Source organism: Paraburkholderia aromaticivorans, from assembly GCF_002278075.1.
GTDB lineage: Bacteria > Pseudomonadota > Gammaproteobacteria > Burkholderiales > Burkholderiaceae > Paraburkholderia > Paraburkholderia aromaticivorans.
The window spans coordinates 300223-317170 of the sequence record NZ_CP022992.1 but is presented as its reverse complement, the minus strand read 5'-3'; the positions used below and the strand labels follow the sequence as shown (position 1 = coordinate 317170).

Here is a 16948-nt window from a genome sequence, read left to right as displayed (position 1 = left end):
CGAGGTCCGACGAGCGGCGAACCGGCATGCGGCGCGCCCTGAAACGCATCCGGGCTGCGTCGCGTCGGAAAGATCGCCCTATGCCGTCGTCAGCACGTCGATCGACCTGGCGCGCTCGATGAGTTGCGGGACGGGAATCGATCGCCGTTGCAAAACCGGCACCCGATACTTCGCGGCGGTGATTTCCGCCAGGATGGAAATCGCCATTTCCGCCGGCGTACGGGAACCGATGAAAAGGCCGACGGGCCCCTGCAACCGATCGATCTGCTCGCTCGTCAGATCGAACTCCAAAAGCCTCTCCTTGCGCTTTGCCGTATTCACGCGGCTGCCCAATGCGCCTATGTAGAAGGCCGGCGACTTCAATGCCTCGAGCAAGGCCATGTCGTCCAGCTTAGGGTCATGGGTGAGGCCGACGATCGCCGTATGGATGTCGATGCCCAATTCCGCGATGACATCGTCCGGCATGCCGCGCGAAAACGTCACGCCCGGCACACCAAATCCCGCGGCGAATTCCTCCCGTGGATCGATCACGACGACCTCGTAATCCGCACCCAACGCCATCTGTGCGACATATTGCGACAGTTGACCCGCCCCGACCACCACCAGCCGCCAGCGTGGGCCATGGATTGCCCGCATCGTGCGTCCATCGAACGTGAGCGTGTCGGAACGATCCGCGTCGTGCAACGTCGACTTGCCGGTGCTCATGTCCAGCACGCGCGCGGTAAGCTTCTTCTCCGTCGTGCGTTCGAGCAGCCTGCGCAGAACGTCGGCCTCGGGATGCGGCTCGACAACCAGACGCAGCGTCCCGCCGCAGGGCAAACCGAACCGTGCCGCTTCGTCGCGGGAGACACCGTAGAGGACGCTCTGTGGCAACGCCTGGGTCAGGATGTCTCTTTTCACGCGATCGATCAGATCGTCCTCCACGCATCCGCCCGACACCGAGCCGACCAGTTGACCATCGTCGCGAATCGCCACCCATGCGCCCAGGGGCCTTGGCGCGGAGCCCCACGTCTGCACGACGGTGGCAAGCGCAACCCTGTGGCCGGCGGCCAGCCAGTCGATGCAGGTTTTCAGGACGGAGTGATCGGTACTATCCATGTAGGCATCCCGTCGACTAAATTAAATCGCTACCCGTGCCAAGCGCGAGCAGGCACGATTGAAAACCGCACTTGCGACCATCCCCCAGACCATTCCCGCGAACATGCCGCCAAGCATCGATGCCGGGCCGGTGCCTGGGGCCGCGCCTGCGGGAAACCACGCCGCCGCGCGCTGGCAGGCCAGCACGCCAAAGGTCATGCCGGCGAGCATCCAGCCGGAGCAGGCGGCGTGCCGCAGAATATCCGTTTGCCATGACGAGTGCGCGCGCCGTCGCGTTATCCGCGCAAGCGGCAACGCAGCGCTCCCGCCGGCCAGCATTCCGGCGTGCATCGCGGGCAACCACGACCAGTGCAGGTACGAAGCAAAGAGGAAATCGTCTAGCCCGCCTGCACCGCATAGCGAGGTCATCAGATCCAGACCGGGGCCGCGCGCGTCCAGCGTCAGCCCGGATAGCATCCCCAGCATGCCCAGCAGCAGCGTGGCCTGCGACGCTTCGGCTGCCCGCCCGGCAGGCTGTAGCCGTTCCAGTGCAGCGAGGCCCGCGAGGATCAGACACGCGGCGAGTGCCAGCCAGGACAGCTCGGACACACTGCGCAAGAGCGCCACCTGCGCCGCCCAAGGGCCGGCCACCATCGCCGCGGCAGCAAGATGCGGATGCGGCCGGCCGTCCCCGACCATGGCCGGTTTCGCGAGTGAAAGGTGCTTCATACCAGCCCCGTTTCAGCAACGGCATCGGGCGAAATGCCCAATCGCGCCAGGATGCGCGCGTAATCCTCCGGCGTGTCCATGTCGACCGTGAAACGATCGTGCGCGGCCTCATGGACGAAGACTTCATCGGGATGCTCGGCAATCAGTTTCCTGCACCCTGGATTCAGGCGTCCGGTCACGACCTCCGGCACATAACTCGCGGAAAACGCCACCGGATTGCCGCGTTGCCCGTTGAATGCCGGAATCAGGATCGACCCGTATGGCATCGCGCCGAACGCGTCGACCAGTTCCCGGTAGTCGCCGGCATCCAGCAGGACCTGGTCGGCCAGGCAGACCAGCACGACGCTGCACGGCATGCGGAGCGCGGCCACGCCGGCGGCAACCGACGTCATCTGCCCTTCTTCGTAGCGCGGGTTGCCCTGAAACCTGACAGGCAACCCGTCGAGCGCATCGATGACGTCACGGCCATTGAAGCCCGTGACGACCACGAGTTCTTCCGGGCCGGCGGCGGCCAGCGCGCTGACGGTGCGCCTGACTGCCGGCTGTCCGCCGATCGGCAGCAGCAACTTATGCTTGCCCGCCATCCTGGACGACATGCCCGCGGCCAGCACGACCGCCGAGAACCGCACAGGACTCCGCGGCGCCGCAGCGTCCCTCCCCCCATTCATGTCACCTCCCGTTGCCGCGCGCCCTGCGCGATCGCAAGATATTTATCGGGCGAACGCTCGAACTCGAGCTTGCAACCGTCGCAGCAGAAATAGTGGCGCTGTCCGCCGAATGCGACGACGTGCCGAGCCGATGCAATATCGATCTCCATTCCGCACACCGGATTGACGTAGCGGGCGGCCGCCGGCTCGGCCGATGCCGTAGATTCGCGCGAAGGCGCGACGGGCAGCGCGTCGGCACCGACGGCGTGCGGGTCCGGCGCAGCGGCCGACGTTTGCTCCAGCAGACGGCGCAGCGTCACCAGACCCGCGACTGCCCCAAGCGCGATCTCCTGCGGCGTGCGCGCGTTGATATCGGGTCCGGCCGGCGCATGCAGCGCGGCGAGCCGCTCAGGAGCGATGCCGCGCGCGCGCATCGCCGCGCGCAGCTTTTCTGCTTTGCGCTTGCTGGCGACCATCAACACTGCCGCCGCCGAACTGCGCAAAGCAGCTTCGAGCGCGTCCTCGTCGCCGTCGCCCTGCGTGGCGACCAGAACGAACTGCGGCTTGAGCCGGTCGAGCGCGCCGGTGTCGAAACCCTCGATGACCCGTTGCAGGCCGAGCTCCGCGAGCGGCGCCGTTACGCTGGCTGCGGCGCAGACTCTCAACCCGATCCGGCGAGCCAGCACGCATGCTTCGAGCGCTGTCGGCGTCGATCCGAGCACGAGCACCGATGGCGCGGGTACCGTGGGCTGAATGAAGAGCTGGATCGTGCCGTTGCTCGCGCACGGCATCGCGTGATCCTCCACGTCGGCCTCCGGCGTCGCATGTTCATTGCTGATGCGAACCATTTTCGGCTGTCCCGACTTCATCGCTTCCTGCGCGGCCTGAACCACGATCGCCCGCGAGCAGCCGCCGCCAATCCAGCCGTGCAGCGTCCCGTCGCCTTCAACCAGCGCTTGCGCACCGACCCACGTGGAGGTCGGCGGCACTGCGCGAATCACCGTGGCCACGGCGAACGGGCGCGCCTGTTCAATCAGCCGTTGTTCCAGTTGCACGAGGGTATCGTCGTTCATTGCAGTACGGACAACACTTGCGGCAGCACCCGCTCGAGACTCGCGAGATCGGCTGCGCCAGCCAGCAGATCGATATAAGGCAGCGCCGCCGACATCCCGACGCTGGTCAGCGTGAAACCGGCCCGGCTCGCTAGCGGGTTGAGCCAGACCAGACTCCGGCAGCGGCGCCGGATCGCGCGCAGCGCTTGCCGCAAGAGTTCCGGCTCGCCGGCATCGTAGCCGTCGCTGACGATCACGACCGCGGTACGCGAGTGAAGCAGCGTCGCCGCATGCTGCCGGTTGAATTCGCCAAGACTCTCGCCGATGCGCGTGCCGCCCGCCCATCCGAGCGACAGCAACTGCAGCCGTTCCTGCGAGCGCCACGGATCCGGGTCGCGCAATGCCTGCGTAACACCCACGAGCCGCGTGTGAAAGATGAAGCAATGCACGTCGGAAACCCGCGCGCTCAACACACGTGCGAGCCGCAGATAGAAATAGCTGTACAGGTTCATCGAGCGGCTGACGTCCAGCAGCAGCACGATGCGCGGCCGCAGGCGCCGCTTGCGGCGCCATACCAGTTCCAGCGGCAGCCCGCCGCGCGACACGCTGCGCCGGATCGTACCCGCCATGTCGATCACGCGGCCGGACTCCGCGCGATGTTCGCGGCGTACCTGGATACCTCGCAGCCGCTGCGCGAAGCGCCGTATCGCATCATCGATGGCGAACAATTCGTCCGGCTGGTTCAGGTGACGAAAGTCCGCGTGCGCGAGCGACGATTCGCCGGTGACGCCGCGCTCGGCTGCGCCGCCGTCCGGGTGCGCCGCATCGGCGCCGCGCCCGGCCAGCGACAGCGGCATGCCTTCGCTATCGTCACGCCGGGTGCCGTCGCATTCCCGCACGATCCGCAGGGCACCGCCCGCACGCGTTTCGACCAGCGCCCGGCGATTCGGCACCTTGAAATACGCATCGAATAGTTCATCGAAGCGCCGCCACTCCTCGGCGCGCGAACAGACCAATGCGCGCAGGGTCCAGCGCAACAACAGGCCATCGAACTGGCCCACGCGCTGCGCGACCTCCATCGCCGCGGCCACATCGGCACTGGTGACGTGAAAGCCGTATGCGCGCAGCCATCTCGCGAACCCGACGTATCGGGAAACGAGTGCCTCTTCGAGGCTCGGCGGCGGCGCCCGGTGATCGGCGCAACGGATGTCGGTCAACATGCGGCTGCCAATTTCTCGACGACCGGACGGGTAAGGCCGGCCCGGTCCTCGCGCGTCTTGACGAGAGCGGACAGCGAATCCACGATCCGCTCGGCACCGTTCGGCTCGATCGCGCTCACGCCCAAACGGAGCAAAGCAGACGCCCAGTCGAGCGTCTCGGCAATGCCCGGCTTTTTCTGAATGTCCATTTGCCGGACCGCCTGGACAAACTCGACGACCTGAAGCGCCAGTTTCGCCGGCACATCCGGAGCCCGCGTGCGGACAATCAACAGTTCCTTGTCGAAGCTCGGATAATCGACGTACTGATACAGGCACCGGCGACGCAGCGCATCGGAGATCTCGCGCGTGCCGTTCGAGGTCAGGATCACGAGAGGCCGCTCGGACGCGCGTATGACCCCGAGTTCCGGAATCGACATCTGGAAGTCGGACAGCAGCTCGAGCAGATACGCTTCAAACGCCTCGTCGGTGCGGTCGACTTCGTCGATCAGCAGGACCGGCGCGGGCATCGTCGTTATCGCTTCGAGCAGCGGACGCTTGAGCAGATATCGTTCGGAAAAAATATCCTGCTCCTTGTCCGAAACCGGCCGCGCGTCCTGTTCGAGCAATTTGATCGCAAGCAACTGCCGCTGGTAGTTCCATTCATACAACGCCGAGTGCGTATCGAGACCTTCGTAGCACTGGAGTCTGATCAGGCGCGTATTCGACAGCCGAGCGAGCGCTTTCGCGACCTCCGTCTTCCCGACACCCGCCTCTCCTTCCAGCAGCAACGGCCGCCGCATTTCCATCGTCAACAGCAGGGTCGCCGCGAGGCTGCGCTCGGCAATGAATCCATGGCGCTCGAGGCTCTCCTGGAGGCTCACCACGTCGGTCATGCGGTCCGTAAACATGGCCCCCCCGGAAATCAGGCCGTCTTGCGAGAGAAAATCCCGCGCAGCCAACTGCGCAGGACCGCCCACGCCAGCGCCAAACCGTTCAGTTCGGTATGCGGCATGGCAGCGGCAGCCGCCGGCGCCGCCGGGGAGCCGTCCGGCGCGCCGGACGGCGCCGCATTGCGCTGCGCTTCCGATGCCTGGACTCGCGCGGCAAAGTTGGCCGCGAACTGTTTGAGTATCTGGTCGGCAACCGTGTCCATCATCCGGCCGCCGAACGCGGCGGCCTTTCCGCTCATCGCCACCTCGCTCTTGCCGACCAGCTCGCAAGTCTCGCCGGTGGCCCGCACGGTCGCGACCAGGTCCATCGATGCACCAGACGTGCCGGTCGAATCCGAGCCCTTGCCAATCAGATGCAACGTGCGACCCGCCGCGTCGATCGTCGGCACCTCGATATCGCCCTTGAACGACATCGAGGCCGGACCGAGCCGCACGCCGATCGTGCCTTTGTAATGCGTGGCGTCCACGCGCTCGGTTATCTTCGCGCCCGGCATGCACCCGGCCACCGCCTCGATATCTTGCAGGAACTGCCATGCGGCATCCGCGCTCGCCGCCACGGGAAACACTTTTTCAAGTACGACTTTCATCAGCCCACCTTAGAAGGAATGCTTGGGTTGCCGCGAGTTGCGGTTCGATCGCAATGCGTTACTGCCTCGTCAGCCCGAGCGAACGGCTTTGCTGCCACACGCGGTACGCGTTGTGGGGCATGTTCATGTGGGTGATGCCAAGGTGCGCGAACGCATCGACCACCGCCGCGGTAAAGCACGGGATCGATCCGACGTGCGGCGATTCGGCGACGCCCTTTGCGCCAATCGGATGATGGGGAGACGGCGTCACGGTGAAATCGGTCTCCCAATGGGGCGTTTCGACAGCGGTCGGCACGAAGTAGTCCATCAGCGTGCCGCCCAGCAGATTGCCGGCCTCGTCATATGGAAGCTCCTGCCCCATCGCGACCGCGAAGCCCTCCGTCAGGCCGCCGTGGATCTGCCCTTCGATGATCATCGGATTGATGCGCGTGCCGCAGTCGTCGAGCGCATAGAACCGGCGAATCCGCGTCTCGCCCGAATAGCGGTTGACATCGACCACGCACACATAGGCGCCGAACGGAAAGGTGAAGTTCGGCGGATCGTAATAATCGACCGCCTCCAGCCCCATCTCCATGCCTTCGGGGACATTGTTGTACGCGGCCCAGGCCACTTCCTTCAGGGTCTTGAACTGATCGGCCGACCCCTTGAGCACGAACCGGTCGACATCGAATTCGACATCGTCCGGGCTGACTTCGAGCAGGTGCGCGGCGATTTTCCGGGCCTTTTCGCGAATCTTCCGCGACGCCCGCGCGACCGCCGCACCCGCAACCGGCGTGGAGCGCGACCCGTAGGTACCGAGACCGTACGGAGCGCTTGCGGTATCGCCCTCCTCGACCTGGATCATGGATGCGGGAATCCCGGCCTCGGACGCGATGATCTGGGCATAGGTGGTCTGGTGGCCCTGTCCCTGCGTGATCGTGCCCATGCGGGCGATCGCCGAACCATCCGGGTGAACCCGGATCTCGCACGAATCGAACATGCCAACGCCGAGGATGTCGCACATCTTCGACGGTCCCGCCCCGACGATTTCGGTGAAGGTCACGATGCCGATGCCCATTAACCACTCGGCGTTGGGGTCCGCGCGCCGCGCGGCCTGCTCGGCGCGCAGCGCCGGATAGTCGACGGCGTCGAGTACCTTCCTGAGCGCGGTTTCGTAATCGCCCGAATCGTATTCGAGCCCGAGCGGCGTCGCATACGGGAACTTGTCCTTGCGGATGAAATTCCTGAAACGTATTTCGGCCTTGTCCATGCCGAGCTTTTGCGCGAGCACGTCGATCATCCGCTCGATCAGATAGACCGCCTCCGTCACCCTGAACGAGCATCGGTAAGCGACACCGCCCGGACACTTGTTGGTGTAGACGCCGTCGACCGACACGAACGCGTTCGGTATGTCGTAGGAGCCGGTACAGACGTGGAACATGCCTGCCGGCCACTTGCTCGGATCCGCACATGCGTCGAACGCGCCGTGATCCGCGGTGACGTGCACGCGCAGTGCCTTGATCCGGCCGTCGCGATCCGCGGCCAGCTCTCCGGTCATGTGATAGTCGCGCGCGAACGCGGTGGTGCTCAGGTTCTCGGCACGCGACTCGATCCACTTGACGGGCCGCCCCAGCACGATCGACGCGACGATGGCCACGACATACCCGGGATACACGCCAACCTTGTTACCGAAGCCGCCGCCGATATCCGGCGAGATGATGCGGATCTTCGACTCCGGAATGGTCGACAGCATGCCGACCACGGTTCGCACGACGTGCGGAGCCTGCGACGTGATGTAGACCGTCAGGTCCCCGCGCGCCTTGTCGAAGGACGCGACGCAGCCGCAAGTTTCCAGCGGACATGGGTGCACGCGCGGATACAGCATGTCCTGCACGACCGTGACATCCGCGTTTTCGAATGCGCGCGCGGTCTTGTCCTTGTCGCCGACGTTCCACGTAAAAATGTGATTCGGGTGCTTGCGCGCGCCGTGCGCGCCGACCAGCTTCTCGCGAATGTCCTCGCGAATCACCGGCGCATCCGGGGCAAGCGCCTGCAGCGGGTCGACCACCGCGGGCAGCTCCTCGTATTCGACTTCGACCAGCTCCGCCGCATCGGCCGCGACATAGCGGTCGTCGGCGACGACGAATGCCACCTCCTGGTTCTGGAAGCAGACCTTCTCATCCGCCAGCACCGCCTGCACGTCGCCCGCGAGCGTCGGCATCCAGTGCAGCTTGAGCGGCTTCAGGTCCTCGGCGGTCAGCACCGCATGCACACCAGGGTGCGCGAGCGCGCGCGTCTTGTCGATCTTCTTGATGCGCGCATGCGCATAAGGACTGCGCACCATCACGCCGAACAGCATGCCCGGCATCTTGACGTCGTCGACATAATTTCCCTTTCCCTGGATGAAGCGCGGGTCCTCGCGCCGCTTGCGGGAGCAGCCCATTCCCTCCAGTGCCGCAAGCCGCTCGAGATTCGCGTCGATATTTCCCATTGCGTGTCTCCCGTCGGTCAGTGCGCGCTGGCTTCCAGCAGCGGATGCGATGTCTCGACCGCCTCGCCGCGCAGCTTGCGGGCGGCGTACTGCACCGCCTTCACGATGTTCTGATAGCCCGTGCAGCGGCAGAGATTGCCCGCCATCCAGTAGCGGATCTCTTCTTCGGTCGGAGACGGATTCTCCTTTAGAAGCCGGTAAGCACGGGTGATCATGCCCGGGGTGCAGAAGCCGCATTGCAAACCGTGCTCTTGCATGAAGCCTTCCTGCAGTGCGTGCAACTGCCCGTCTTGCGCGAATCCTTCGACCGTCAACAGCTCGGCGCCGTCGGCCTGCACCGTCAACATCGTGCAGGACTTGACCGACATACCGTTCACATCGACGGTGCAGGCGCCGCAATGGGACGTCTCGCAGCCGATATGCGGCCCTGTGTGCAGGCACTTTTCCCTCAGCGTGTGGATCAGCAGCTCGCGCGGCTCAACCACCACATCCGTTTGCTTGCCGTTCAGCTTGAACGACACCATGACCTTGTTGCTCATCACATGTCTCCGGGTAGATCCGTCTTTCAACGCTTTGCTCGCTGATAGGCCGTGAGCAGCGCTCGCCGCGTCATCTCGCCCGCCATCGCCGTCTTGTACTCGATATCGCCGCGCAGATCGGCAACCGGCTCGCAGATGCTCATCGCCAGGCGCACCGCCTCGGCAATGCGTTCGTCGTCGAGCGGCTTGCCGCGCAGGCATTGCTCCGCGTCGGTCGCCCTGATGGCCGCCGGCGCGACGTTGGTGAGGGCGATGCGCACGTCGCTCACGGTCTCCCCGCTCATGCGCAGCGTCACCGCCGCGGCGGCAGTCGCGAAGTCACCGGTCTTGCGCTTCAGTTTTGCGTAGCAATAGCCGGTGCCCTCCGCGGAAATCGGAATGCGGATCTCGGTCATGATCTCGCCCGGCTCGAGCAGCGTCAGGTAAGTGCCGAGAAAATATCCGTCGGCCGGAACGACGCGTTCGCCCTGCGGGCCGGCGAGCACGAACGAAGCATCCAGCGCCATCATCAACGCCGGGTGGTCGTTACCCGGATCGCCATGCGAGATGTCGCCGCCGATCGTGCCTCTATAGCGCACTTGCGGATCCGAAATCAGGCGCGCGCCTTCGACGATCAACGGGCATTTCCTTTGCAGCAGCTCGGACCAGATCAGTTCGTTCTCGGTCGTCATCGCCCCGATGCGGATTTCATTGCCGATTTCTCGGATACCCTTGAGCTCGGCGAGCTTTCCCAGATCGATCAGATGACCTGGATCGGCAAAGCGAAGCTTCATCATCGGCAACAGACTGTGTCCGCCGGCAAGGAGCTTCGCGTCGTCGCCATGCTCGTTCAACAGCGAGATTGCCTCTGGCAAGGTCCGGGGAACGTGGTATTCGAATGGCCGGGGTATCACACATGTCTCCTTGTTATCATCCGCCTGTGAAGGGGAGCGTCATCGGTCTATTGTTGTCGAGTATTTCATTACGTAGCGCAGCAATTCAACTCGATTTCTCGAACGGTCGAATACGTGCACGAATCGTCGGCAACCGTACGTTAAGCGGACGCGGTGCAAACACGAGCATGGCTGAGAAATCAGAATTTGACGCCGAAACCGATCCCGACCACCCACGGATTAATCTTCAGGGTTCCGATTGGGGCACCGTCGAGCGTGGCATCCGTCTTGATGAACAGCTTTTTGACGTCCGCGTTGACGAAAATCTTCTTGGTCACTTGCACGTCGATGCCGGCCTGCAACGCCGGGCCGAAGCTATGGTTGTGCACGCCAACGCTCGTACCGCCCGCCTGCAAAGAACTGTTGTAGAACAACGTATAGTTGAATCCGGCGCCGAGATAGGGGCGTATCTTCCCTTGCGGATTGAAATGCCAGGCCAGCGTGAGGGTTGGCGGCAGAAGGCTGACCCGGCCCAGCCCACCCAGGCTTGACGTAACCGTATGGCGCGTCATACCGAGAATCAATTCGACCCCGAGATTTCCCGTTACCATGTACGTGAAATCGACTTCCGGAACGATGGAATTGTTGACCCCCATATTGAGCGTCGATAACGTTCCCGACGTCGACACGTCAGGCTCGATGCTCAATACTCTGAAGCGCGCTAGCACATCACCTTGGTCAGCTTGCGCGCAAGTCGCGCCTGCCGCTGCCACAGCAGCAACAATCCATTTCCCGAGTGACCAGCGCTTCATTTCCTCCCCCCATTGGCTAACTTCAGTTTTTTTTACAGCGCCCGACGCTACACACGACGGCAGCGCGAACGATGTATCCGTGGCCGTGCTAGGGCCATACCAACACATTGCACACCCGGAGGCATCGCCGATCTTCGACTCACCGTCCGGCCATTGGACGAGCAGTAGGTGCCACTTGTCAGCGCTACGCAGCCTTGGGACAATGTGCACGTTGTGCGGGCCAGTCAGGCCACGTAGTGGACCGAGGATTTCACAACGCAGCGCAGCAATTCAAAGCAATTTCCTGAATGTCGGCTTTATCTGCATCAATTCCAGGAAAACTTGCGCGAATGTCGGAAAAGACATACAACGAAAATAGACCGCCTGGAGCGTGGAAGGCCCCCACGTGGGCATGGAGACATTGAATGGACCCGCTTGCGCAACCTGCAATGCTGACGACGGATCCGCGTCGCAACGAGACGTTCCACCATAAGCTTGAGCAGTTCAATCCAGGGGTGGTTTGGCTCAGTGCAGAGGGACATGTGACGGCGTTTAATGATGTCGCGTTGCAGATCCTTGGACCGGCTGCCCAACAATCGCTAGGTGTAATGCAGGACAAGCTATTCGGCATAGACGTGGTGCAGTTGCACCCTGAGAAGAGCCGCGACAAGCTCCGCTTTCTCCTGCAGTCGAGAGATGCTGGCGGTTGTCCGGCGAAGTCCCCGCCACCGCTCGCGATGATGATCAACATTCCTGACAGAATATTGATGATCAAGGTTTCCCGGATGGCAGGTTTACAAGGGATGTGCGGCACATGTATGATTTTTTATGACGTGACCGATATCACAACCGAACCTCCTAGGCAAAGTCCAAGCGGCAACTCCAGCAACGCCCCGTCGCCGAGACGCCTATTCAAACTTCCCGTCTATCGAAAGAATCGGATGATTCTGATCGACCTCAAGGATATCGTGCGTTTCCAAGGCGACGGCCACTACACGACAATTGTCACAAAAGACGATCGCTACCTCTCTAATTTTTCGCTGTCAGATCTTGAACTACGACTGGACGACAGCATCTACTTGCGAGTACACCGTAGCCACATCGTTAGCCTTAGTTATGCAGTAGAGCTTATTAAATTTGATGAAAGCGTAAATCTTGTCATGGCTGATGCAGAGCGCACCGTAGTTCCGGTAAGTCGATCGAAAGCAGTGAAATTGAAGGAACTGCTGGGTGTGATCTAACTGATAGGTGCGGAATATCTGGAGAGATCCATCCACCGTGCAACCGTGAGGAAGACAACATGCAACTGACCGACATAGATCCGGCCTTGGGGCTGATGGCCGAGTTCGGCAAGCTGACAAAGAACACCGCCCACCACATCAACCAGATGCGGCAGGAAGCCATCTTCAGCGACGGCGCGTTACCGGCCCCTCTGAAGGCGCTGGCCGCGATGCTGTGGGCGATCTCGGCCCGCTGCGAGCCGTGTTTCAAGTTCTACGTGCAGCAGGCGGTGAAGTTGGGTGCGACCGAGCAGGAGTTGGGCGAAGTGCTTGCGGTCGCCTCGACGATGGGCGGCTGCGTCGGCGAGATGAATTTCAGTGATCGGCTTAGGCGGGGGATCGCTGGCCAAGTACTGCTACCGGCATCTTCCGGATACAAGGATAGTGGCCATCGAGATCGATCCCGCGGTGATCGCGTTGCGCGACACGTTTCACATTCCGCCCGATGATGAGGCGCAAGTTGTTGAACCATGCAGCGAATTCAGCGGCGTCGGTGAAAACCTTCGTCAGCGCACCTTCATTGCTGATGCCGACCGTATAGCCCTCGTTGAGCAGTCCAACGATGTGCGTTTCAAAGAGAGCAGGATTCCCTTGTTTAGTAAGGGAGTCGCTGATCGTTTCTACGGAAATGGTGACTACGGGAGTGCTCATGATTCTCTTCGTTCGTTTTCACGGCGGCCGACCGTGCGGGGGGCGCGATCGCGCCGATGTTTTCCTACCTGTCGTAACGTGTTTTAGTGCCCGTCGCGCGGCCCCATTCCATCATCGTCTCGCCGCGCTTGGTGTCCATGATTCGACAATAGTCGCCATGGCCGCAGAAGAACGTCGAATACATGGATGCGACCCAATACCAGGGCGCGGAAAACTTGGGCTTCGCCGCGTCGCGTTGAGTGAATACTTGAAAGCGCAGTGTCATAGCCCTTTCCCGTCTTTACGCGTCGGACTGTTGCCGGGATCTCTTCGTCGCCAACTCGAGCTCCGCAGCCGTCAACTGACGGAGGTGCAGATAACTTCCGGGGACGGCCGGTACCTGGATCAGGCGAGGTGTCCTCCCTTTACTCCCGTCCTCCCGACCGAAAGCACCGATGAGGCCGACCACTTCCCCTTCTTCGGTCAGGTCCCCACGCGGCCACGTGCCAGAGAACGGGCGGTGCATTTTCACTGTGACCGTCATGCACGAAGAACCAATCGTTCGACGGCGTAATCTCTTTGTACATTGCGTTCCTGTCCATGGCGCCGGCTACCGGCCGGACACGGGGCGCCGCTGGCGCCGGTTGTTTTCCTCAGTCGAGGGCTAGCCGATCAGTCAAATGCAGGTCGCGGCATTTATCGACATAGCGAGCAATAGTGTCAACGATCCGGCGAAGATTCGTCAGGTTTGCACGTGCAGTTTCCAGGTCGGCGAGGTTCCGCTCGACCTCAAGTTGGTTTCCCATAGTCCTAACGAGGCTCCGCCTCAGACCGACGAGTGGTACGGGTGACTGCGGAGCGCTGGTGGTGTAAGGTGGCTCCGGTCGAGCCGGCTGGGACAAGCCCAGAGATGTACGAGCTCGAAGCTCAATGGGGTCCGAAGACCCCGTGGACGACCGGAGCCAGACATGACGTTATCACAGAGTGTGTGCGAAGTTCTGCGCGATCACGTCGTGTTCGAGAGCGAGTGCATCCACCGGATGTACCTGAACGTTTATGTGCCGCAGTTGCAGCGCATAGGTGGCGTGGTGTGGTACCTGCGCGGTCATCTCGGTCAGCGCTTCGCCTCGACCGCGACGGTGGCGCCCAAGACCGAGGCCTTCGTGGCCAACATCGAGAGGTTTGTGGCCCGGCAGAGTGTGGATCTGGTGAGCTTCAGCAAGCACCAGCGCAAGGACGACCTCACCCAGCAGTATCTGCAGCGCTTCGACGCCGACGAAGGAATTCTGTATGTGGGCCGCGCCCAGGAGAAGGCGCGCGTGGTGCGCACCGAGCGACGCCGTTGTGCACGCACCGGCATGAGCTATCCGTGGGTGGTCGAGGGCAGCGCGATGGTGAACCACTACTACTTCTACTGCGTGGACGACGACTTCGGCCCGTTCTTCCTGAAGTTCTGTTCCTACTTTCCCTACAACGCCAGGCTGTGCATCAACGGAGATGAGCGCAAGATTGATCGGCTGCTCCGCAAGTGGCTCGCGCGGCTACCGCATCCGTTCGAGCGCCACGATCGAGCCGCCGGCTACCGCTACGCGCTGTCGATCCTGCAGGCCGAGTTCGCCCTGACCCAGGTGCTCGATCGACCCGTGACGGGCCGCATCTTCTTCGAGCAGGTCATCCGCGAGAACCTGGACATCGGACGCCCGGGCCAGGTGCAACTGATCTTCGATCGCCGCGTCAACCGGCGCACCCCGGGGCGCTTTCGGACCCGGGTGATTACCGAAGGGGTCACCCCTTCGCTGCATGTCGACTACAAGCGTTCACGCATCAAGCAGTACCACAAGGAGGGCCAGGCGCTGCGTACCGAAACCACCATCAACGACACCCGCGACTTCGGCGTGGGACGGCTGCTGCACAACTTGCCCGAGTTGCGCCGCATCGGCTTTGCCGCCAACCGGCGCATGCTCGAGATCGAGCAGATCAGCCACGACTGTGCATTGGGCGAGGATGCGTTCCAGGACCTGCAGCGTCCGTGTCATGTTGACGGGCAGCGTGCACCGGCGCTGCGCTTTGCCGAGCCGAACGTCCAAGCGCTCCTGCATGCGCTGGTGATGTTCGTGTTCGTCGCACGCGGCTTTACCAATCAGGACCTGCGGCAAGCCTACGCCGTGCTGCCGGGCCTGCGTCCCGGCGAAATCGGCCCGGGGCGCATGAGCTACGAGCTGCGACGCCTGCGCTTGCATGGCCTGATCGAGCGCGTGTCCAAGACCCACCGCTATCGGCTCACCAACCTGGGGCTGCAAACGGCACTCTTCTACACACGCGTGTACTCGCGCATCTTGCGCCCAGGCCTTGCATTGGTCAGCCCTCAGGCGCCCGCGGCCTCGCCAGCGTCTTTGCAGCACAGCTTCCGCACCGCCGAGCAGGCCATCAACACCTGGTGCGACCAGGTCAAAATCGCCGCGTAGAAAACTTGACTCGACTACTACAAGATCAATTCAGTCAAGGAATCTAGTCAGGCAAGACATCATCGTTACGGGTGAACACCATCAGCTCATAGGGCGCTCCGGGCCGACATAACAGCGAGAAGAATCCTCCGGTCGCACGCGGATGTGGCACAAACGGGAGAGCCGGCTCGCCCTCCGAGAAGGTCGGGTCCAACAGTATGCCGTCAACATTGCGTACGATTGAATGCGCAACGAAGCGCACCGACGCGCCGTCCAGTTCGAGTGCGAGCCAACCGCGCACGGCCTGAGTGCCCGTATGAGTGGCCACCCACGCGTCGACGGCATCGTGACAGTTCGGCCGAGGCGTGGCTGCTGGCCGCACATGTTGGATCGGGCGTGCCCGCCGTGCCGCGGTAAGGCCATCAACACGTGCGGTGGCCAAAGACTCGTTTCCGATCGGGTGTGTATGAGAGACGCGCGTGCGCATGCCGTCGTATCCTGTTTTCTGGTGTGCTCAATTGCGATGCGACTTATAGGACAAAACTTCGAATCCGAGCGGATTGGCCTCAAACTTCTTTTCACACTGGCGGTCGTCGTTTACGGGACAGTCCATGGGCGACTTGAAGCCAAACCTCACAGTTGCGATCCCACCCGCAAAAACGGCACTTGCCACGCCAGGCGAGACAATATCGACTCGATCAACTTTGGCGTGCTCGCGCTTCACTACTTCTTCCTTCACCAGCCTCTTTTCAATCGGCACAGCGGCTTGCTCATTTTGAGCAAGTGCCGCGTCGTATGCAGTCAGGTCGACTACGCCCCCGACGTTCGCGGCGAAAGCCGGGCTCGTGAGCAGAGCGGCAACGAAGGAGGCGATCGCGAATTTCCTCATCTTGGCCTTCCAAGTTCCGGCTACCGGCCGTTCGTGCGGGGCGCTCGAGCGCCGAATTGCTTTGGCCTTGCTTGCGGCAGGCCCATCCATTTAGTCGCACGCAAGGGCTTTTCAAAGGCCCTGTAACCGGCGGAATGACCATGACGAACAACCTGATGGGCATCATCACTGGCGGAGAACCGACTTCGATGTTGAGTCGCCTCAACGACGGGAAGACGCCCGTCATGTAAAGCAGCCCAGCAATGCCAGCGATGATTGCGACGCGAGTGCCGGGAAGCCCATCACGCCTGGAGCCAACCACGCGGCTGTCATTGGCGCGTCTTTGAGACTACCGGGTGGAAGCGGTTTCGCGAGCCATCCCAGCATCCATGCCAAAGTGCCGGCACAAAATGCCATCAGAAGCAGTCCCTTCAGCCTGTTCCAAATTGTTCTCGCCATGTCGTTCACCGACCCGTTCTAAATCAACCTCAAAATCGTGTCTTGCACCCGCTCAACGCGGTTGCGCTTCAACCGGCGTCAAGATGTAGCGCTTGTCGGTGCCGTCCAACTGGCGCACATTGATTCCGCTCGTCATTATGCGTGTCAAAGCCGAGGCCGAATTACGGGCAGCTTCCAGTTTCCCGTCGTCGCTGCCGCGCTGATACCCTTTGTAAAAGGCGACACTTGCGCTGCTCACCGCGGACGTGGCGGCCACGATCGCTAAGCCGGCGATCAGGCTTATTCGATGAAGTGCAATTTTCTTCACGTTTATCCCTGTTTTTTCCCCACCGCTCGCCGCTTTGCTTGGAATCC

General features: G+C 62.3%; 16 protein-coding genes and 2 pseudogenes. 4 read left to right on the top strand and 14 right to left on the bottom strand.

The features are described 5' to 3' along the window. Positions 1-78 precede the first annotated feature (78 nt). The 11 genes from CJU94_RS37770 to CJU94_RS37720 form a co-directional block, all read right to left on the bottom strand. Positions 79-1098, bottom strand: coding sequence for an XdhC family protein (locus CJU94_RS37770; protein WP_025496591.1), 1020 nt, complete (start codon positions 1096-1098; stop codon positions 79-81). 21 nt (positions 1099-1119) lie between these two features. Continuing rightward, positions 1120-1806, bottom strand: a complete 687-nt coding sequence (locus CJU94_RS37765; protein ID WP_025496592.1) for a hypothetical protein — start codon at positions 1804-1806, stop codon at positions 1120-1122. Further along, positions 1803-2417 (bottom strand): nucleotidyltransferase family protein, encoded by a 615-nt coding sequence (locus tag CJU94_RS37760; RefSeq protein ID WP_244221171.1) that lies wholly within the window; start codon positions 2415-2417, stop codon positions 1803-1805. Before CJU94_RS37760 ends, CJU94_RS37765 begins: the two co-directional genes overlap by 4 nt. A gap of 53 nt (positions 2418-2470) precedes the next feature. Continuing rightward, entirely contained in the window at positions 2471-3526 is a 1056-nt protein-coding gene (locus CJU94_RS37755; RefSeq protein WP_035477365.1) for an XdhC family protein, read from the bottom strand. Continuing rightward, positions 3523-4725, bottom strand: a complete 1203-nt coding sequence (locus CJU94_RS37750) for a vWA domain-containing protein (RefSeq protein ID WP_025496829.1) — start codon at positions 4723-4725, stop codon at positions 3523-3525. Before CJU94_RS37750 ends, CJU94_RS37755 begins: the two co-directional genes overlap by 4 nt. Next, the gene (locus tag CJU94_RS37745) at positions 4719-5612 is read right to left on the bottom strand and encodes an AAA family ATPase (protein WP_051223913.1); all 894 of its coding nucleotides are present in this window, start codon (positions 5610-5612) and stop codon (positions 4719-4721) included. The genes CJU94_RS37750 and CJU94_RS37745 overlap by 7 nt, the downstream gene beginning before the upstream one ends. Positions 5613-5626: 14 nt before the next feature. Beyond that, on the bottom strand, positions 5627-6241 hold the full coding sequence (locus tag CJU94_RS37740; protein ID WP_025496440.1) for an SRPBCC family protein: 615 nt from the start codon (positions 6239-6241) through the stop codon (positions 5627-5629). Between the two features lie 58 nt (positions 6242-6299). After that, a complete protein-coding gene (locus tag CJU94_RS37735) occupies positions 6300-8711 on the bottom strand; it encodes an aerobic carbon-monoxide dehydrogenase large subunit (protein WP_025496441.1) in 2412 nt (803 codons plus the stop codon). Positions 8712-8728: 17 nt separating this feature from the next. Then, positions 8729-9250 (bottom strand): (2Fe-2S)-binding protein, encoded by a 522-nt coding sequence (locus CJU94_RS37730; protein ID WP_025496442.1) that lies wholly within the window; start codon positions 9248-9250, stop codon positions 8729-8731. A 26-nt stretch (positions 9251-9276) separates the two neighbouring features. Beyond that, the gene (locus CJU94_RS37725) at positions 9277-10143 is read right to left on the bottom strand and encodes an FAD binding domain-containing protein (RefSeq protein ID WP_025496443.1); all 867 of its coding nucleotides are present in this window, start codon (positions 10141-10143) and stop codon (positions 9277-9279) included. Positions 10144-10322: 179 nt separating this feature from the next. Next, the gene (locus CJU94_RS37720; RefSeq protein ID WP_082201373.1) at positions 10323-10934 is read right to left on the bottom strand and encodes an OmpW/AlkL family protein; all 612 of its coding nucleotides are present in this window, start codon (positions 10932-10934) and stop codon (positions 10323-10325) included. A gap of 404 nt (positions 10935-11338) precedes the next feature. Between CJU94_RS37720 and CJU94_RS37715 the strand changes: the two genes are divergently transcribed. The 3 genes and pseudogenes from CJU94_RS37715 to CJU94_RS42085 form a co-directional block, all read left to right on the top strand. Beyond that, on the top strand, positions 11339-12154 hold the full coding sequence (locus CJU94_RS37715) for a LytTR family DNA-binding domain-containing protein (RefSeq protein ID WP_208645443.1): 816 nt from the start codon (positions 11339-11341) through the stop codon (positions 12152-12154). A 59-nt stretch (positions 12155-12213) separates the two neighbouring features. Continuing rightward, positions 12214-12489, top strand: a pseudogene (locus CJU94_RS42365) (carboxymuconolactone decarboxylase family protein); the annotation flags it as partial. Positions 12490-12505: 16 nt separating this feature from the next. Next, positions 12506-12646 (top strand): annotated as a pseudogene (locus CJU94_RS42085) (spermidine synthase); the annotation flags it as partial. Positions 12647-12908: 262 nt separating this feature from the next. Here the strand turns inward: CJU94_RS42085 and CJU94_RS37705 are convergent. Then, entirely contained in the window at positions 12909-13109 is a 201-nt protein-coding gene (locus CJU94_RS37705) for a hypothetical protein (RefSeq protein WP_095423669.1), read from the bottom strand. A 682-nt stretch (positions 13110-13791) separates the two neighbouring features. Between CJU94_RS37705 and CJU94_RS37695 the strand changes: the two genes are divergently transcribed. After that, positions 13792-15288: a hypothetical protein gene (locus CJU94_RS37695; RefSeq protein WP_095423667.1), complete on the top strand. Its 1497-nt coding sequence runs from the start codon at positions 13792-13794 to the stop codon at positions 15286-15288. 493 nt (positions 15289-15781) lie between these two features. Here the strand turns inward: CJU94_RS37695 and CJU94_RS37690 are convergent, their stop codons facing one another. After that, the gene (locus CJU94_RS37690; RefSeq protein ID WP_095423666.1) at positions 15782-16156 is read right to left on the bottom strand and encodes a VirB8 family type IV secretion system protein; all 375 of its coding nucleotides are present in this window, start codon (positions 16154-16156) and stop codon (positions 15782-15784) included. Between the two features lie 490 nt (positions 16157-16646). Beyond that, a complete protein-coding gene (locus CJU94_RS37685) occupies positions 16647-16901 on the bottom strand; it encodes a hypothetical protein (protein WP_157763894.1) in 255 nt (84 codons plus the stop codon). Positions 16902-16948 lie beyond the last annotated feature (47 nt).

Coding starts and splice junctions, on each gene's coding strand:
- CJU94_RS37715 (WP_208645443.1), top strand. CDS start 11,339: ATGGACCCGCTTGCGCAACCTGCAATGCTGACGACGGATCCGCGTCGC.
- CJU94_RS37695 (WP_095423667.1), top strand. CDS start 13,792: ATGACGTTATCACAGAGTGTGTGCGAAGTTCTGCGCGATCACGTCGTG.
- CJU94_RS37765 (WP_025496592.1), bottom strand. CDS start 1,806: ATGAAGCACCTTTCACTCGCGAAACCGGCCATGGTCGGGGACGGCCGG.
- CJU94_RS37720 (WP_082201373.1), bottom strand. CDS start 10,934: ATGAAGCGCTGGTCACTCGGGAAATGGATTGTTGCTGCTGTGGCAGCG.
- CJU94_RS37690 (WP_095423666.1), bottom strand. CDS start 16,156: ATGAGGAAATTCGCGATCGCCTCCTTCGTTGCCGCTCTGCTCACGAGC.
- CJU94_RS37740 (WP_025496440.1), bottom strand. CDS start 6,241: ATGAAAGTCGTACTTGAAAAAGTGTTTCCCGTGGCGGCGAGCGCGGAT.
- CJU94_RS37730 (WP_025496442.1), bottom strand. CDS start 9,250: ATGAGCAACAAGGTCATGGTGTCGTTCAAGCTGAACGGCAAGCAAACG.
- CJU94_RS37750 (WP_025496829.1), bottom strand. CDS start 4,725: ATGTTGACCGACATCCGTTGCGCCGATCACCGGGCGCCGCCGCCGAGC.
- CJU94_RS37745 (WP_051223913.1), bottom strand. CDS start 5,612: ATGTTTACGGACCGCATGACCGACGTGGTGAGCCTCCAGGAGAGCCTC.
- CJU94_RS37755 (WP_035477365.1), bottom strand. CDS start 3,526: ATGAACGACGATACCCTCGTGCAACTGGAACAACGGCTGATTGAACAG.
- CJU94_RS37735 (WP_025496441.1), bottom strand. CDS start 8,711: ATGGGAAATATCGACGCGAATCTCGAGCGGCTTGCGGCACTGGAGGGA.
- CJU94_RS37705 (WP_095423669.1), bottom strand. CDS start 13,109: ATGACACTGCGCTTTCAAGTATTCACTCAACGCGACGCGGCGAAGCCC.
- CJU94_RS37770 (WP_025496591.1), bottom strand. CDS start 1,098: ATGGATAGTACCGATCACTCCGTCCTGAAAACCTGCATCGACTGGCTG.